This is a genomic window from Erythrobacter sp. JB1-4 (genome assembly GCF_057365025.1).
Window position 1 is genome coordinate 3,159,239 of the sequence record NZ_CP200292.1, and the last position, 14,559, is coordinate 3,173,797.

At 56.1% G+C, this 14,559-nt stretch carries 13 protein-coding genes and 2 pseudogenes; 4 read left to right on the top strand and 11 right to left on the bottom strand.

What is annotated here, in order from left to right:
• Positions 1-6 precede the first annotated feature (6 nt).
• The 3 genes from tgt (at position 7) to AC0V61_RS14800 (ending at position 3,567) form a co-directional block, all read left to right on the top strand.
• Positions 7-1,131 carry a tRNA guanosine(34) transglycosylase Tgt gene (gene tgt / locus AC0V61_RS14790; protein ID WP_486159586.1) on the top strand — a complete coding sequence of 375 codons (1,125 nt, stop codon included), beginning with the start codon at positions 7-9 and terminating at the stop codon, positions 1,129-1,131.
• Positions 1,132-1,193: 62 nt separating this feature from the next.
• Complete coding sequence (locus AC0V61_RS14795; protein WP_486158762.1) at positions 1,194-3,197, top strand: alpha/beta hydrolase family protein; 2,004 nt, start codon at positions 1,194-1,196, stop codon at positions 3,195-3,197.
• Between the two features lie 55 nt (positions 3,198-3,252).
• A complete protein-coding gene (locus AC0V61_RS14800; protein WP_486158763.1) occupies positions 3,253-3,567 on the top strand; it encodes a chorismate mutase in 315 nt (104 codons plus the stop codon).
• Here AC0V61_RS14800 and AC0V61_RS14805 read toward each other — a convergent pair.
• The 7 genes and pseudogenes from AC0V61_RS14805 to rpiB form a co-directional block, all read right to left on the bottom strand.
• Positions 3,564-4,193: an NAD(P)H-dependent oxidoreductase gene (locus AC0V61_RS14805; protein WP_486158765.1), complete on the bottom strand. Its 630-nt coding sequence runs from the start codon at positions 4,191-4,193 to the stop codon at positions 3,564-3,566. The genes AC0V61_RS14800 and AC0V61_RS14805 overlap by 4 nt on opposite strands.
• Before the next feature lie 102 nt (positions 4,194-4,295).
• Positions 4,296-4,910, bottom strand: a complete 615-nt coding sequence (gene rpsD, locus AC0V61_RS14810; RefSeq protein ID WP_486158767.1) for a 30S ribosomal protein S4 — start codon at positions 4,908-4,910, stop codon at positions 4,296-4,298.
• A 153-nt stretch (positions 4,911-5,063) separates the two neighbouring features.
• Positions 5,064-5,828: an RNA methyltransferase gene (locus tag AC0V61_RS14815; RefSeq protein WP_486158769.1), complete on the bottom strand. Its 765-nt coding sequence runs from the start codon at positions 5,826-5,828 to the stop codon at positions 5,064-5,066.
• Positions 5,829-5,833: 5 nt separating this feature from the next.
• Positions 5,834-6,311 (bottom strand): annotated as a pseudogene (gene nrdR / locus AC0V61_RS14820) (transcriptional regulator NrdR).
• Between the two features lie 12 nt (positions 6,312-6,323).
• The gene (locus AC0V61_RS14825) at positions 6,324-6,596 is read right to left on the bottom strand and encodes a hypothetical protein (protein ID WP_486158770.1); all 273 of its coding nucleotides are present in this window, start codon (positions 6,594-6,596) and stop codon (positions 6,324-6,326) included.
• Positions 6,597-6,623: 27 nt separating this feature from the next.
• Positions 6,624-7,933: pseudogene (gene glyA / locus AC0V61_RS14830) on the bottom strand (serine hydroxymethyltransferase).
• Positions 7,930-8,409, bottom strand: coding sequence for a ribose 5-phosphate isomerase B (gene rpiB / locus AC0V61_RS14835; RefSeq protein WP_486158772.1), 480 nt, complete (start codon positions 8,407-8,409; stop codon positions 7,930-7,932). Before rpiB ends, glyA begins: the two are co-directional and overlap by 4 nt.
• Before the next feature lie 155 nt (positions 8,410-8,564).
• Here rpiB and AC0V61_RS14840 point away from each other — a divergent pair, with 155 nt between their 5' ends.
• Positions 8,565-9,248, top strand: a complete 684-nt coding sequence (locus tag AC0V61_RS14840) for a hypothetical protein (protein WP_486158773.1) — start codon at positions 8,565-8,567, stop codon at positions 9,246-9,248.
• 15 nt (positions 9,249-9,263) lie between these two features.
• On the opposite strand, the gene parA is transcribed toward AC0V61_RS14840, so the two are convergent.
• From parA to dnaG, 4 genes are all read right to left on the bottom strand, one after another.
• Complete coding sequence (gene parA, locus AC0V61_RS14845; RefSeq protein WP_486158775.1) at positions 9,264-9,911, bottom strand: ParA family partition ATPase; 648 nt, start codon at positions 9,909-9,911, stop codon at positions 9,264-9,266.
• 10 nt (positions 9,912-9,921) lie between these two features.
• Positions 9,922-10,512, bottom strand: a complete 591-nt coding sequence (locus AC0V61_RS14850) for a DUF2059 domain-containing protein (protein ID WP_486158776.1) — start codon at positions 10,510-10,512, stop codon at positions 9,922-9,924.
• A gap of 11 nt (positions 10,513-10,523) precedes the next feature.
• Complete coding sequence (gene rpoD / locus AC0V61_RS14855; RefSeq protein ID WP_486158778.1) at positions 10,524-12,542, bottom strand: RNA polymerase sigma factor RpoD; 2,019 nt, start codon at positions 12,540-12,542, stop codon at positions 10,524-10,526.
• 117 nt (positions 12,543-12,659) lie between these two features.
• Positions 12,660-14,516 (bottom strand): DNA primase, encoded by a 1,857-nt coding sequence (gene dnaG / locus AC0V61_RS14860; RefSeq protein WP_486158780.1) that lies wholly within the window; start codon positions 14,514-14,516, stop codon positions 12,660-12,662.
• Positions 14,517-14,559: the final 43 nt, after the last annotated feature.

Sequence of the window (14,559 nt, forward strand, 5' to 3'; positions counted from 1 at the left end):
GGCGAGATGACCCGCTTTTCCTTTGAACTCAACGCCACTGATGGACGGGCGCGCACTGGTAAGATCACCATGCAACGCGGCGAAATCCGCACGCCCGCCTTCATGCCTGTTGGAACGGCCGCCACCGTCAAAGCGATGAAGCCTGAAAGCGTGCGCGAAATCGGTGCGGATATCATCCTTGGTAACACTTACCACCTGATGCTTAGGCCCGGCGCGGAACGGATGGCGCGGCTTGGTGGCTTGCACAATTTTATGAAATGGGACCGACCGATCCTGACCGACAGCGGCGGGTATCAGGTGATGAGCTTGTCGGACTTGCGCAAACTCACCGAGGAAGGCGTCGAATTCCGTAGCCATATCGATGGCTCTAAACACATGCTGACGCCGGAACGTTCGATGGAGATCCAGCGCCTGCTCGGTTCCGATATCGTCATGTGTTTTGATGAATGCCCGCGCGCTGACCGGCCGCGCGATGAGATTGCTGCCTCAATGGAGCTTTCCATGCGCTGGGCCAAGCGCAGCCGAGAGGGGTTTAACAGCGGCGAGGAGCACGCGGGCCGCTCTGCATTGTTCGGCATTCAACAAGGTGCGCTTGACGAGGACCTACGCCGTGTGAGCGCTCAGAAACTCATCGATATCGGCTTTGACGGATACGCTGTGGGCGGTCTTGCCGTGGGTGAGGGGCAGGAGGCGATGTTTGGCGTGCTGGACTATGCGCCCGAGATGCTGCCCAAGGATCGCCCCCGATATTTGATGGGTGTGGGCAAGCCTGATGATCTGGTCGGCGCGGTTGAGCGCGGCATCGATATGTTCGACTGTGTGCTTCCGACAAGGTCAGGTCGCAACGGGCAGGCGTTCACATGGAATGGCCCGATCAATTTGCGCAATGCCAAGTTTGCCGAGGATCAATCGCCGTTGGACGAGACCTCGAATTGCTCGGCCTCACGCGACTATTCGAAAGCGTATCTGCACCACCTGCACAAGTCACATGAGATTTTGGGCGCGATGCTGGTGACAGAGCATAACTTGGCATTCTACCAAGCGCTGATGCAGGCGATGCGCGATGCAATTGCTGCGGGGCGTTTTACTGATTTTGCAAGAGAGTTTCGACACAATTATCTTGGGGAATGAGCTTTGACAAAGCTCTGATACTTGGCAATATTCTGATCTCAGATTGCTTGGGGTATCAATTCATGAAGTTTAATGGAAAAGTCCTTTTGGGCCTAATGGCCTGCGTGTCGCTCACAGGATTTTGGAGCGCTGCGCCGCTATCGGCTTCGGATGAACAGAATGATGCGAAGCGCTTTGGTGCACGCTCTTCTGTCCTTGATATAAGTCTTTCCCCCAATGGCACTAAGCTTGCCTGGATTGCACCTGGACCAGGCCACACCGAGCAACTTCTTGTGATCGACATGGCGTCCAATAAAGGCGTCACGCCGATCACGAACAATTCTGCGATCCATGCCGATCTGTCTCGCTGTGAATGGGCAACCGATGAACATCTGGTTTGCGAAGTGTATGGCATGGGAAAATCAGGTGACGGCATTCTCCTCCCTTTCTCACGCATGTTCACCATTCGCGATGATGGCACCGATCTCACGTCTTTGACGCCGCGTCGCAGCTTCCGGGCTCTTGGTTTTAATCAAGACGGCGGTGATCTTGTTGCTCTTGATATCGAGGGCGAGGAGGGACGGGTCCTCATCACGCGAAATTATATTCCCGAAAGGGAAGTTGGCACCCGGTTTGGCAGCGATAAGGAAGGGCTGGGGGTTGATCAGGTCAATATCACGAACGGCAAACGCCGCGTTGAGCTGCAACCTGATACCGATGCTGATTATTTCCTTGCCGATGACAATGGCAATATCCGCTTCAAGGCCCGCACGCCGACCGATGGTCGCGGCTATGAAAAGGGTGAGCGTGTTTACCTTGTGCGCGCGATTGGCGAGAAAAAATGGGAGCGGCTTGAGGATGTTACCCTCGATGGCGCGGCAATTGGGTTCACGCCTGTCGCCCTTGATGCAACGAGCAATCAACTGCTTGCCTACACCACAATTTCAGGTTTCCGCGCGCTGATCGGGATTGCGCTTGACGGTTCCGGTGCGGCCACGGTGATCGCGTCCAGAAGCGATGTTGACGTTGATGGTTTGGTGCGGTTGGGGCGGCAGCGCCGCGTGGTTGGCGTGAGTTTCGCGACAGAAAAACGCTCTGTTGAATATTTCGATGAGGAGCTCGCCAAATTGGCGCGATCTTTAGGAAATGCGCTCCCCAATCAGCCGCTTATCAATTTTGCCGGGGCAAGCGCTGATGAAAGCAAACTGGTGATTATTGCGTCTTCTGACACGGACCCGGGCACGGTCTATCTCTTCGATAAGGCGCAAAAAAAGCTCGAAGTGCTTTTAGCGATGCGTGATCCTTTGGTTGATCAATCAATGGGGCAAATGCGACCTGTCTCTTATCCTGCCAGTGATGGGACACAAATTCCGGGTTATCTGACTTTGCCTGCTGGCTCCGAGGGAAAAAATCTGCCGGCGATCGTGCTCCCTCACGGAGGCCCGGCAGCGCGCGATTATTGGGGCTTTGACTGGATCGTGCAGTTCTTCACCGCGAGGGGCTACGCCGTGCTTCAACCCAATTATCGCGGATCGTCAGGCTATGGCGAGGCCTGGTTTGGCCGCAATGGCTTTCAAGCCTGGGATCTGGCGATTGGGGATGTGAATGATGCCGGGCGCTGGCTCGTATCAGAGGGGATTGCTGATGCAGATAAAATCGCAATCCTTGGCTGGTCTTACGGAGGATACGCAGCGCTTCAGTCGCAAGTGGTTGACCCCGATCTCTATAAAGCGGTGGTGGCTATCGCGCCTGTGACTGACCTTGAATATCTGCGCTCAGACGCGCGCGCCTACACCAGCTTTCGTTCGCGCGACAGGCAATTGGGGCGCGGGCCCCACATCGCGGCGGGCAGTCCAAGACGCCATGCAGAGAAGTTTGCAGCACCCGTGGCGCTGTTCCATGGCACGCTCGATGTGAACGTTGAGGTTCGCCACTCCAGAGATATGGCCGACGCGCTCGAAGATGCGAAAAAGCGCGTAACCTATGTCGAGTTTGAAGACCTCCAGCATGGACTGGGAGACAGCGATGCGCGCACGCAGATGTTGGGCTCGATTGACCAATTCCTCACCGAAAGCCTCAATCGCTGATTTTTGGGTGTACAAACTCTCGACAAATCGAATGTGAGGGGCCAAGTGGCTTGGCATGACTGATGTGCCTGCGAAACAGCCCGAACTTTGCGAAACCATGGTGGATGTGCGCGCGGGCGTGGATGCGACTGACCGTGAGCTTGTGGCTCTTTTGGAACGCCGCTTTGGCTATATGAGAGCAGCGGCGCGGATTAAGCCGACGCGCGATGCCGTTCGCGATGAAGATCGCAAGGCAAGCGTTATTGCTGCGGCCAAGGCCGAGGCTGAGGCGCGCGGTTTACCCGGTGATTTGATCGCTGAGCTGTGGGAGCAGCTTGTCGAAGGCTCAATCGCATATGAATTCGACCATTGGGACGCGGTTCGCGATTAACCTTTCCCAAGGAACGCTGCGAGGCGGGCCTTTTTCTTTTCGGGAGACTTTGGACGGATCGAGCGCGCCATGGCTTCGATCTTGGGCGTCCATTTGCCGATGTTTTTCTCTGCCGCGCCGGCTTTGATGGCACCGCATGCGAGGAAACGCACAGGCTTAAATCCGACAAAGCCCAGCACCTGACCCTTCCAGCGTTTGACGATCGAATTGCCATAAAGAAGGCGCAGGAAAAAGGGCGGGGTGTCCATCGTCGCGATCACGTCAGCTGAGCGGCCTTCGAGATATTTGTCCCACATCATGCCCTCTTCATGGAATTGATACATAAAGCCGGGAAGGAACAGCCGGTCGATGAGGCCTTTGAGTTCCGCCGGTTCTGCGCCCCACCACATGGGAAAAGCAAAGACGGCATGGTCGCATGCGTCGAACTTCTCAGCGAGCGATTGAATATCGGGCTCCCAATCGGTCCGCTTGCGATAGCCATGACGCAAGATGGGGGTGAATTCCATATCACGCACATTAACCCGCGTGACCTGGGTCCCGGCGGGGAGGGCGGCCTGATACAGATCAAGCAAATGCGAAGAAAAGCGCGCCTCGTCAGGGTGGCCGTCTATCAGAAGTACATTCATATTTAAGTTCCTCTTTGAAACCTAATTTGCATATCAGCCCACAAAAGAAAAGGGCGGCCCCGAAGGACCGCCCTGAATTCTCTACTAACGACTTGTCGTCGATTAGCGCGAATAGAACTCGACCACGAGGTTGGGTTCCATCGTCACCGGATAAGGCACCTCGTCAAGCTTCGGTACGCGGGTGAACTGAACTTTGTCGTTGCCATCGGGGGCAACATAGTCCGGAATTTCACGCTCTGGCAGGCTTTGCGCCTCGATGATGAGCGCCATTTCTTTGGCTTTCGTGTTGAGGCTGATCACATCACCAACATCGCAGCGGCGCGATGGGATGTTACACTTAACGCCGTTCACAAGGATATGGCCGTGGTTGACGATTTGACGCGCGGCAAAGATCGTTGGCGCGAATTTCGCACGGTATACGATCATGTCCAAACGGCGCTCAAGCAGACCGATGAGGTTCTGACCTGTATCACCCTTCATGCGGGTTGCGTCTTTGTAGGTTGAGCGGAACTGCTTCTCGGTTACGTCGCCGTAATAGCCTTTGAGCTTCTGTTTTGCGCGAAGCTGAAGACCAAAGTCGCTCATCTTGCTCTTACGACGTTGACCGTGTTGGCCCGGGCCATAAGAACGCTTGTTAACTGGAGAATTGGGACGGCCCCAGATGTTTTCACCCATCCGGCGGTCGAGCTTGTGCTTGGCGCTTGTGCGCTTCGTCATGGTCTTTCCTTACATTTTGCAGGCCCACCCATTTGGCGAGCGTTGAACCCGGCAGCGCACCGTTGAGGCGTAAACTCTCAACGCGGCATCCGCTTCACCGGGGTGCGGAGCCAAACTTGCGTGAGCGCGCGTATACAGCGGTGGCTCGCGAAATCAACCCTTATCGGGCGCATCCTCGCCAGTGTCTTTATCCGGGCGGCCAAGCGAGGAAAGCACCCCGCGCAAGGTGCGTATCTCCAGATGGTTCCAGGCAGGTTTCGTCAGCACCGTGCGAAGGGTGCGCCGTGTGGCTTCTGCGCGCGCTTCGGGGAAAAAATACCCTTTGGGTGCAAGCATGCCTTCAAGATGGGTGATGAGGCCTTCTAAGTCTTCTTGCGGAGCAGGCGGAAGGGCCGCTTCCTCAGCGGTGGGTTGAACCAGCTCGCTGGCTTCCAATTCGCGGCCGATACGCGACCACTCATAGGCGGTGAGGATCACAGCCTGCGCTAGGTTGAGTGAACCAAATTCGGGATTGATCGGCACGGTCAGGATATGCCGGGCAAGCGCCACATCTTGCGTCTCAAGACCCGATGCCTCGCGCCCGAACAACACGGCATGACGGCCGCTTTGGGAGTGCATCAAACGCGCAGCGCCATCTGGTCCAACAACAGGCTTAGTCACCCCGCGCTTGCGCACCGTGGTGGCATAGACATGCTCGCAATCCGCAACAGCCTCTGCGGTGCTTTCGAAAATCTGCGCCTGATCCAGGACGATATCAGCCCCCGCCGCCGCTGGCCCGGCGCTAGGGTTTGGCCAACCATCGCGCGGGTTCACTATGCGCATTTCGGTAAGCCCAAAGTTGAGCATAGCGCGGGCCGCTTTGCCGATGTTTTCTCCCAATTGGGGGCGCACCAGCACGATAATGGGTTTGTCGGTCACGGGCCTTAGTCTTTAGCAGCGTCTGCCACAGTGCTCGCAAATTCTTCAAAGTCCTTGGCTTCTGAAAAATCGCGATACACGCTGGCAAAGCGAATATAGGCAACCGTGTCGAGTTGTTTGAGCCCGTCCATCACCATCTCACCAATGCGCGATGATGGGATTTCAGGATCGCCAGCGGTCTCAACTTGTCGCTGAATGCCTGACACCAATTGGTCAATCCGCTCAAGCGAGATATCGCGTTTGCGACAGGCGAGGGCGACGGACTTTTCAAGTTTGGAGCGGTCAAAGGGCTCGCGCTTGGGTTCTGTCCCATCCGGGCCTGCTTTGACGATAACCACTTCGCGCAATTGCACGCGCTCAAACGTGGTGAAGCGGGCGCCGCAAGAATTGCATTGGCGGCGCCGCCTTATCGAGGTGTTGTCCTCGGTCGGGCGCGAGATCCTTTACTTGCGTATCTTCATGGGCGCAGAAAGGACAGCGCATGGTGTAGGGTGCTTACTTTCGAATGGCGTGGTGAAGCGCAAGGCCAGCGCCTGCGACAACGCCAGCTGCCAGGCCGACACCTGGAAGAACAACGCCAGCAACCGCGCCAACAGCAGCGGCTTTCAGAACAGGTTTGGTGTTTTCGTGATCAAAGCCGTCCTTGACCATCATCGCGAGTTCATCGCGCGTGTCCTGGACCCAATCCTTCTCTGCCTTTTTCTTCTTTCCCATCGTATCCTCGTCTTGGTTGATAATGACAGCGTCATTTTTCACTAGTTTTGTCATAGCGGATATTCTTCTGTCTTAATGAATTTATCCTTCGGGATATACAGGGAAATTCTTGCAAAGTTGTGAAACTCGATTGCGAACGCTTTCTTCGACTTGCGCATCGCCTTCGGGTCCATTCTTCGAAAGGCCATCGACCACTTCGGCAATCAGCGCGCCGACTTGGCGGAACTCCATCGGGCCAAAACCGCGCGTCGTACCCGCCGGGGTCCCAAGGCGAATGCCAGAAGTCACAAATGGCGAACGTGTGTCGAACGGGATACCGTTTTTGTTGCAGGTGAGCCATGCCCGGTCGAGACCCGCTTCCGCTGCTTTGCCGGTCACATCTTTAGCGGTGAGATCAACGAGCATTGAGTGGTTGTCAGTGCCCCCTGAAACAATGCGCAAGCCGTTTTCCTCAAGGCTCGCGGCAAGCGCGCGGGCATTTTCAACAATGCGGTGTGCGTAGGTTTTGAACTCAGGGGCCAACGCCTCTTTGAACGCGACCGCTTTGGCCGCAACAACGTGCATAAGCGGACCGCCTTGAAGGCCTGGGAAGACCGCCATGTTCAAGGGCTTGGTGTACTTCTCATCATTCCAAAGAATAATGCCGGAACGCGGCCCACGAAGCGATTTGTGGGTCGTTGAGGTCACAATATCACAATGCGGGAAGGGGAGGGGTGCGCGCCGCCTGCAACGAGGCCGGAGATGTGGCTCATATCGCAAAGAAGGATAGCCCCCACTTCATCGGCGATTGCGCGGAACGCTGCAAAATCCCAAACCCGCGAGTAAGCAGTGCCGCCGCAGATAATCAGCTTTGGCTTGTGCTCGCGAGCGGTCGCGGCAACTGCGTCCATATCGATCAGCTCTTCACCCTCAGTGACGCCATAGCTGACCGGGTTGAACCATTTACCGCTCATGTTGACAGGAGAACCATGCGTGAGGTGTCCGCCTGAGTTGAGATCGAGCCCCATAAAGGTGTCACCCGGCTCAAGCATCGCCAAGAAAACCGCCTGGTTCATCTGGCTGCCGGAATTGGGCTGAACATTGGCAAAGTTGCATCCAAACAGCTGCTTGGCGCGCTCAATCGCCAGAGTTTCGACAACATCAGCATAATCGCAGCCGCCATAATAGCGCTTGCCGGGATAGCCTTCTGCGTACTTATTGGTGAACACGCTGCCGGTCGCCTCAAGCACGGCCTTAGAAGCAATGTTTTCAGACGCGATCAGCTCAATCTTGTCCTGCTGACGTGCAAGCTCTTTGCCGATTGCTGCCGCGATTTCGGGATCAGCGCTGGCAAGATCATCATGCCAAAAGCCTTGCATAAGGTCGGGTGTGTAATCTGGCTGAGTGCTCATTGATGGGTCTCGATATGGTCAGGGTCAATTGGCGGATTGCCGAGCTTTGCAACGCGGCGTTGATGACGGCCATTGGCATCGCCCTCATCAGCAAATTTCGTACTTAGGAATGTAGCTACGCAAGACTTCGCCATTTCGATGCCTGTCAGCCGCGCACCAAGCGCAATGCAATTGGCATCGTTGTGCTCACGGGCAAGGGCTGCGGACAAAGGTTCAGAGACCAGAGCGCAGCGAACGGCGGGATGACGATTGACGCTGATCGAAATGCCGATACCCGACCCGCAAAGGGCAACGCCATATTGAGCAGTGCCATCGGCAACCACATCGGCAAGTTTGTATCCATAGTCGGGATAATCGACGCTTTCGCCAGCTTCAGGGCCAAGGTCTGCGACCTCGTGTCCTTCTTCCATAAGCCACTCGGCAAGCTGAGATTTGAGCTCGGTGGCGGCGTGATCAGAGGCAATGGCTATACGCATAGGCACGCTACATAGTGTGCTCGCCAGCGCGACTCCACCCCGAAACATGTGCTTTTCGACGATTCTGGCTCGCCTTGGGACGCCCTATCTTGAAGCTATGCATCGCATGTTTCATGCCCTAATACGAACCTTGCGGGTCCTTTAGGTGTAATTCGATGCGATTTTTGTGTTTTCTTGCAGCTGCGCTTGCTCTTGCTTTGTCGGGAGCGAACGGCGCTTTGGCCCAGTCACCGGCTGTGAATGCAGAACAGATCAAGCGGGCATCAGCTCTAAACGAGGGCAATGGCGCTGTACTCATTTCGATCCGCAGCGAGCTTTACCTTGAAGAACCACTCGATGTGTATTTCCTGCGTGAAGGAGGCGATGTCTCAAACCCTGCTGACGTCATCAGCTTTGGCCGCAAGCAGAGCTTTTTCGCCTTTGGCAATTCGACCGTAAAGTATCAGGTGCGTGCCTATCAGCTGCCTGCGGGGACCTATCGTCTTGTCGCCCACGGTATTGAATGCCCCAAGATCCCGGCACAGGACGAACGCTGCCTGATTGATCGCCCCGGATTGTTGATGGGAACAGTAGAAGTCTCACGCCCGTCACGCGGATACCCTGAGGATGCGCCCCGCTTTGAGGTGAAAGCGGGATCGATGACAAACGCGGGCGATTTTGCGCTGACATCGCGCAATACGATTGAATGGTCTGAGATACCGGCAAGCGAATTGGGCAAAGATGCGCGCAGACTACGATCGCTTGCTAACGGGCCAAAGCCCACGATCCCCGAAGGCTATAAGCTAAAATACGGATTGTTCCCGCGCAGTTTTGAAGATGATCGCTATCGGCGGTATTGATGGGCTAACTTGTGCCTACTCTTTGGCCTTTTTGAGCGTTTTACCCAACCATTTCCAAAGCTTGTCGATTTCCTTCGCGGCCTTACCATCAGGGGCAAGTTCGCCTGCGGTTTCGCCTTTAGCGCTGGAGCGATGAAAGTCGGCACGCTCACCCAATTCCACAGGGCACATCTCCAGCCCCATTTCCTTGGCCGCCTTCTTTGCCTCTTTGGCGATTTTCGTTGCGCCCGACGGTACGCCATTAAGAACCACAAAAGCGGGCGTCTTGGCGTAATTGACAAGGTCAGCGATGGGCTCGAGCGCGGCCAAATCAAATGCGCGTGGTTTGGTTGGGATGAGGACGACGTCAGCGATTTTGATCGCCTCGCGCGCTGCTGCATCGGCATGAGGCGGGGTGTCGATTACGACGAAGTCCACGCCGTTTTTCCGGGCGCTTTCAATCGTGCGGCCAAGCCGGGCAGGGGGTGCGGTTACCACCACGGGGAGAAAATCCCCGCGCCAATCGCTCCATGCCGCAGCGGTCGCTTGCGGGTCGGTGTCGACGACGCAGCTTTCATGCTTAGCGTTTGCTGCACGCGTCGCGAGGTTGACGGCGAGAGTTGTTTTGCCCGAGCCGCCTTTTTGGCTGACGATAGCGATCGTGGTCATGTCAGATACGGGCACGAGACGGCCTTCACTGTTCGTCTGACTTAGACGTCTGATATTCCACCAACTCTTGCATTAGATTTGGTATGCTACCCATGACCAGCTCCATTGTTTGATCAATATGGACCTGATTTGCATCGGCGAAGGCTGTATGGGCCAAAACATCGGTTGAACGTTGCATAAACGCTTGCCCGGAAGGCGTGGAAACAAAGGCGAGGATGTCTTCAAGCTCTTTTTTGCTGTGCACCTCAGCATATGATGTTGCCCATGCATCCATGATGAGCGGGACATTTCGCTCCAGGATCGCTTGAGTTTGTGGCCGAATGTCTTCTTGCCACTTGGTGATCAAGGCGAGCGCGCCCTCATCAGTGATCTGCCGACTTAAGCTCTGCATCATCTGGGCTTCCATCTGCTCGCTGGTTTTTTCGAAGATAGAAAGCCGCATATCCTGCGGGAATGAGATGTCCATGATGGCAACGGCCAGAGCCAAACGCTCGGCGTCAGCGTTGCTTGGTCCTTCTCCCTCTTGGGCCTCAATCGCCTGCGCTGCAACGCCGGATGAGACCGAAGAAAAGGCAAGAGCCGACGAATACAGCAAGCATTTCAGGAGACTCTTCATGGCGTTATATCCTACTGATCCAAGAAGCTCCGCATCTTGCGCGAACGGCTTGGGTGCTTGAGCTTGCGCAGCGCTTTTGCCTCGATCTGACGGATACGTTCACGCGTCACGGAGAACTGCTGGCCGACCTCTTCGAGTGTGTGGTCAGTGTTCATGCCAATACCAAAGCGCATCCGCAAAACGCGCTCTTCACGCGGGGTTAGCGAGGCCAGCACACGGGTGACGGTTTCCTTGAGGTTTGCCTGAATGGCGGCATCCACAGGAATGATCGCGTTCTTGTCCTCAATGAAGTCGCCAAGGTGCGAATCTTCTTCGTCACCAATCGGAGTCTCAAGCGAAATCGGTTCTTTGGCGATTTTCATCACCTTGCGAACCTTCTCCAATGGCATGGAGAGGCGCGCTGCCATTTCTTCTGGCGTAGGCTCGCGGCCTTCTTCGTGGAGGAATTGGCGCGAAGTGCGCACCAGCTTGTTGATCGTCTCGATCATATGGACCGGGATGCGGATCGTACGGGCTTGGTCGGCAATCGAACGCGTGATCGCCTGACGGATCCACCAGGTCGCATAAGTGGAGAATTTGTAACCGCGGCGATACTCGAACTTGTCGACCGCCTTCATCAGGCCAATGTTGCCTTCCTGAATAAGATCAAGGAATTGCAGGCCACGGTTGGTGTATTTCTTGGCAATAGAGATCACCAGACGAAGATTGGCCTCCACCATTTCCTTCTTGGCAATCCGCGCCTCACGTTCGCCCTTTTGTACCATGTTGACGATGCGGCGGAACTCAGGAAGTGACATGCCGGTGTTTGCAGCAATATCGGTGATCTCGGTGCGGATACGGTCGACCGCGCCTTCCTCTTTCTCAAGGAAAGCGGCCCATTTCTTGTCCTTCGCCGCGCGCTCTCTAATCCAGCCATCGTCAAGCTCGTTGCCGACGTAGGATTTCAGGAAGTCGATGCGCTTAATCTTGTGACGCTCTGCCAGGCGCAGCATTTGACCACCCAAAGCGGTCAGGCGGCGGTTGAAGGCATAGAGATTGTCGACGAGGAACTCGATTTTCGCCGCGTGGAATTGCACGCTTTCGACTTCGGCCGTCAGCTCGTCGGAAAGCTGCTCGTACTTGTTTTCTTTAGCCTTGGGGAAGATGTCGCCAGCGGCCAAAGTGTCAACGCGCTCAAGCTGAAGTTTTTCGAACTTTTTGAACAGCTTGGTGATCCGGGCAAAACGCTCAATCGCGTCAGGCTTAAGGGCGGCTTCCATCTGAGCAAGAGAGAGGGTGTTGTCCTCCTCCTCTTCCTCTTCTTTCTTGGCGCCTTCGCCCTCTTCGCCTTCTTCGCCCTCTTCCTTGTGATCTTCGACTTCATCGTCGTCATCAACAATAGTAGGGCCAGCGGTCTCTTCGGAAATCTCGCCGCCTTTTTCAGCTTCCTCGTTCTCCTCTTCCATCTTGTCAGGCGGAGGCTCTTTGGAAAGCATCGCGTCAAGATCGAGGATTTCGCGAAGCTGCATATCTTCAGAATTCAGCGCTTCGGACCATTGGATGATCGCGTGGAAGGTGATCGGGCTTTGGCAAAGGCCCATGATCATCATGTCGCGGCCTGCCTCGATACGCTTGGCAATTGCGATCTCGCCCTCGCGGCTGAGCAGTTCCACCGCGCCCATTTCGCGCAGGTACATGCGAACCGGGTCATCGGTACGTTCGCCCGTGCCGGTTTTCTTTGCAGCAGGTTTGGCAGCGGCGGGCTTTTTCTTCTCGTCGTCGACTTCCATCGCTTCGACTTCGGCTTCTTGTTCAGCCTCCGCTTCTGCTTCCTCGTCATTTTCGACGATCTGGACGCCCATTTCAGACAGCGCGGTTTGAATGTCCTCGATTTTATCCGGGCTCATCTCTCCCGAAGGCAAAGCGGCGTTGAGCTCATCATAGGTGATGTAGCCCTTCTTCTTTGCCTTGGTCATAAGCTTCTTTACCGAAGCTTCATTGAGGTCGATCAGCGGTGCGTCGTCTTTGTCGGCTTTTGCGGTCGAGGCCATAAAATCTGTCAGTCCGTATCATGGGCTAGTCACGTCGGCTTAAGGTCCCCCTACTGAACCCCGGCCTTTGCAAGTCGCCAAACTGTTAATCCCGTTGCCGGAAGCGAAACTCCCAGCTTATTCCTGTGTCGCCGGAGCCCCGGCCTTTTTGCGCCCAAATTCCTTGAGGCGCTCATCAACTGTATGGAGCCGTTCTCGCAATCTGGCCTGCTCTGCCAAAGCCCCTTCCGGGTCTTCGTCAAACCGCGCGATTGTCGCTGCCATAGCAGCTTCAAGCGCTGGTTTGAGGGCCAGCAGCGATACAGCTTCGGACAATTCCTCGCGCGCTTCACCGGGGTCTGTGCCTTCTCGAAGAAAGGCGAACTGATGGTTTTCCGGTGGGGCAGGAATGCCTTCGAGCCTCGATATGGCGTTTGTGACACCCGAATCAAGTGTTTCTGACAGCTCCATCAACGATTCTATCGCAGGCGCAGCATTTGGGTCAGCAGAGGCGAGGCGCGAAAGAGCTTCGGAATGGACCGCGATTTCGTCTGGATGGCGCACAAGTCCGGCGATCACGGCTGACATTAAGGACGCGCGCTGGCCGCCTGACATCGCTCGCCCGAGGGTGTCGCGCGCTTCGCCTGAAAGGCCTCTGGGGGCGGCGCGGCCGCCTTGCCATTTGCCGCCAGAACCTTTGCTCCAAGCCTTGCCGCCAGAGCTTTCGCGCCGGGGGAAGGCGAATGCCGAAAAGCGGTCCAGCAATTCGCGGCGGTAGAGTGCCTGAATATCCTTGTTCTCGATGGTGTCGACATGGCTCATCAGCCGGGCTTTGAGCCCAGCTTTGGATTCTGGCGAGCTGAGAGACTGTGCATCGCGCTCGCCCTCCCACAAGGCGTCAAGCAAGCTCTTGGGATTGTCGAGCAATTCGCCCATCGCCTTGGGGCCTTGGGCATTAATGAGATCGTCAGGGTCCATACCGCTGGGTAGGCGGACGATGGAAAGAGAGCGCATCGGAGCAAGGAGGGGCAGGGCGCGGGAGATCGCTCGCATGGCTGCTCGTTCGCCTGCTTTGTCTCCATCAAAGCACAGAACCGGCACCTCAACCATGCGCCACAGCATCTCTAGCTGCGTTTCGGTAAGAGCGGTGCCAAGCGGCGCAACAGCATCCTCAAAGCCCGCCTGAGCAAGCGCCACCACATCCATGTACCCTTCGACCACCACAATCCGCCCCGATTGGCGCGAAGCGGGCGAAGCGCGGTGGAGGTTGTAGAGCGTGCGGCCTTTATCAAAGAGGGGCGTGTCGGGGGAATTGAGATACTTTGCGACGCCATCCCGCTTGTCCATGATCCGCCCGCCAAAAGCAATCACTCGGCCCCGTGCATCTTGGATCGGCAACATGACCCGGCCACGGAAGCGGTCATAGGTCGTGCCGTCATCGGTTTTGATCCGCATGCCGGTTTCAACCAGCATTTCGTCATCATAGCGTGCGAGGGCGCGGTTCAACGCCTGCTTGCTCTCAGGCGCATAGCCAAAGCCAAACTCTTGCAAGACTTCTGGTTTGAGCCCGCGATTTGTCAGATATTGCATGGCCTCGCGGCCATCGGAGCTGCGCAGATTATCATAAAACCACCCTTGCGCATCGGTGGTCACATCAATCAGCTCAGCGCGTTTCTCTGCCTTCTTCGCAGCCACTGGGTCCGGGGCAGGGACCTCCATCCCCGCTTCGCCTGCAAGCTCTTTACAAGCGTCGATAAAGGACAGCCCGCGCTGTTCCGTCATCCATGAGATCACATCGCCATGCGCCCCGCAGCCAAAGCAGTGGTAGAAGCCTTTCTGATCATTGACATAGAAGCTTGGCGTTGCCTCATTGTGGAAAGGGCAACACGCCTTAAACTCGCGCCCCGCACGGGTGAGCTTGGTCGAACGATTGATCACGGTTGATAACGTGATCCTCGCGCGCAGCTCATCCTTCCATTGCGGGGTGATAGACATAGGAACAAAATGCTCGCAAATGCGCCCCGCTTCAAGGCGGTGA

Excerpts from the sequence above, each read along its gene's own strand:
- tgt (WP_486159586.1), top strand. The coding sequence starts at position 7 with ATGACCCGCTTTTCCTTTGAACTCAACGCCACTGATGGACGGGCGCGC.
- AC0V61_RS14795 (WP_486158762.1), top strand. The coding sequence starts at position 1,194 with ATGAAGTTTAATGGAAAAGTCCTTTTGGGCCTAATGGCCTGCGTGTCG.
- AC0V61_RS14800 (WP_486158763.1), top strand. The coding sequence starts at position 3,253 with ATGACTGATGTGCCTGCGAAACAGCCCGAACTTTGCGAAACCATGGTG.
- AC0V61_RS14805 (WP_486158765.1), bottom strand. The coding sequence starts at position 4,193 with ATGAATGTACTTCTGATAGACGGCCACCCTGACGAGGCGCGCTTTTCT.
- rpsD (WP_486158767.1), bottom strand. The coding sequence starts at position 4,910 with ATGACGAAGCGCACAAGCGCCAAGCACAAGCTCGACCGCCGGATGGGT.
- AC0V61_RS14825 (WP_486158770.1), bottom strand. The coding sequence starts at position 6,596 with ATGACAAAACTAGTGAAAAATGACGCTGTCATTATCAACCAAGACGAG.
- rpiB (WP_486158772.1), bottom strand. The coding sequence starts at position 8,409 with ATGCGTATAGCCATTGCCTCTGATCACGCCGCCACCGAGCTCAAATCT.
- AC0V61_RS14840 (WP_486158773.1), top strand. The coding sequence starts at position 8,565 with ATGCGATTTTTGTGTTTTCTTGCAGCTGCGCTTGCTCTTGCTTTGTCG.
- AC0V61_RS14850 (WP_486158776.1), bottom strand. The coding sequence starts at position 10,512 with ATGAAGAGTCTCCTGAAATGCTTGCTGTATTCGTCGGCTCTTGCCTTT.
- rpoD (WP_486158778.1), bottom strand. The coding sequence starts at position 12,542 with ATGGCCTCGACCGCAAAAGCCGACAAAGACGACGCACCGCTGATCGAC.
- dnaG (WP_486158780.1), bottom strand. The coding sequence starts at position 14,516 with ATGTCTATCACCCCGCAATGGAAGGATGAGCTGCGCGCGAGGATCACG.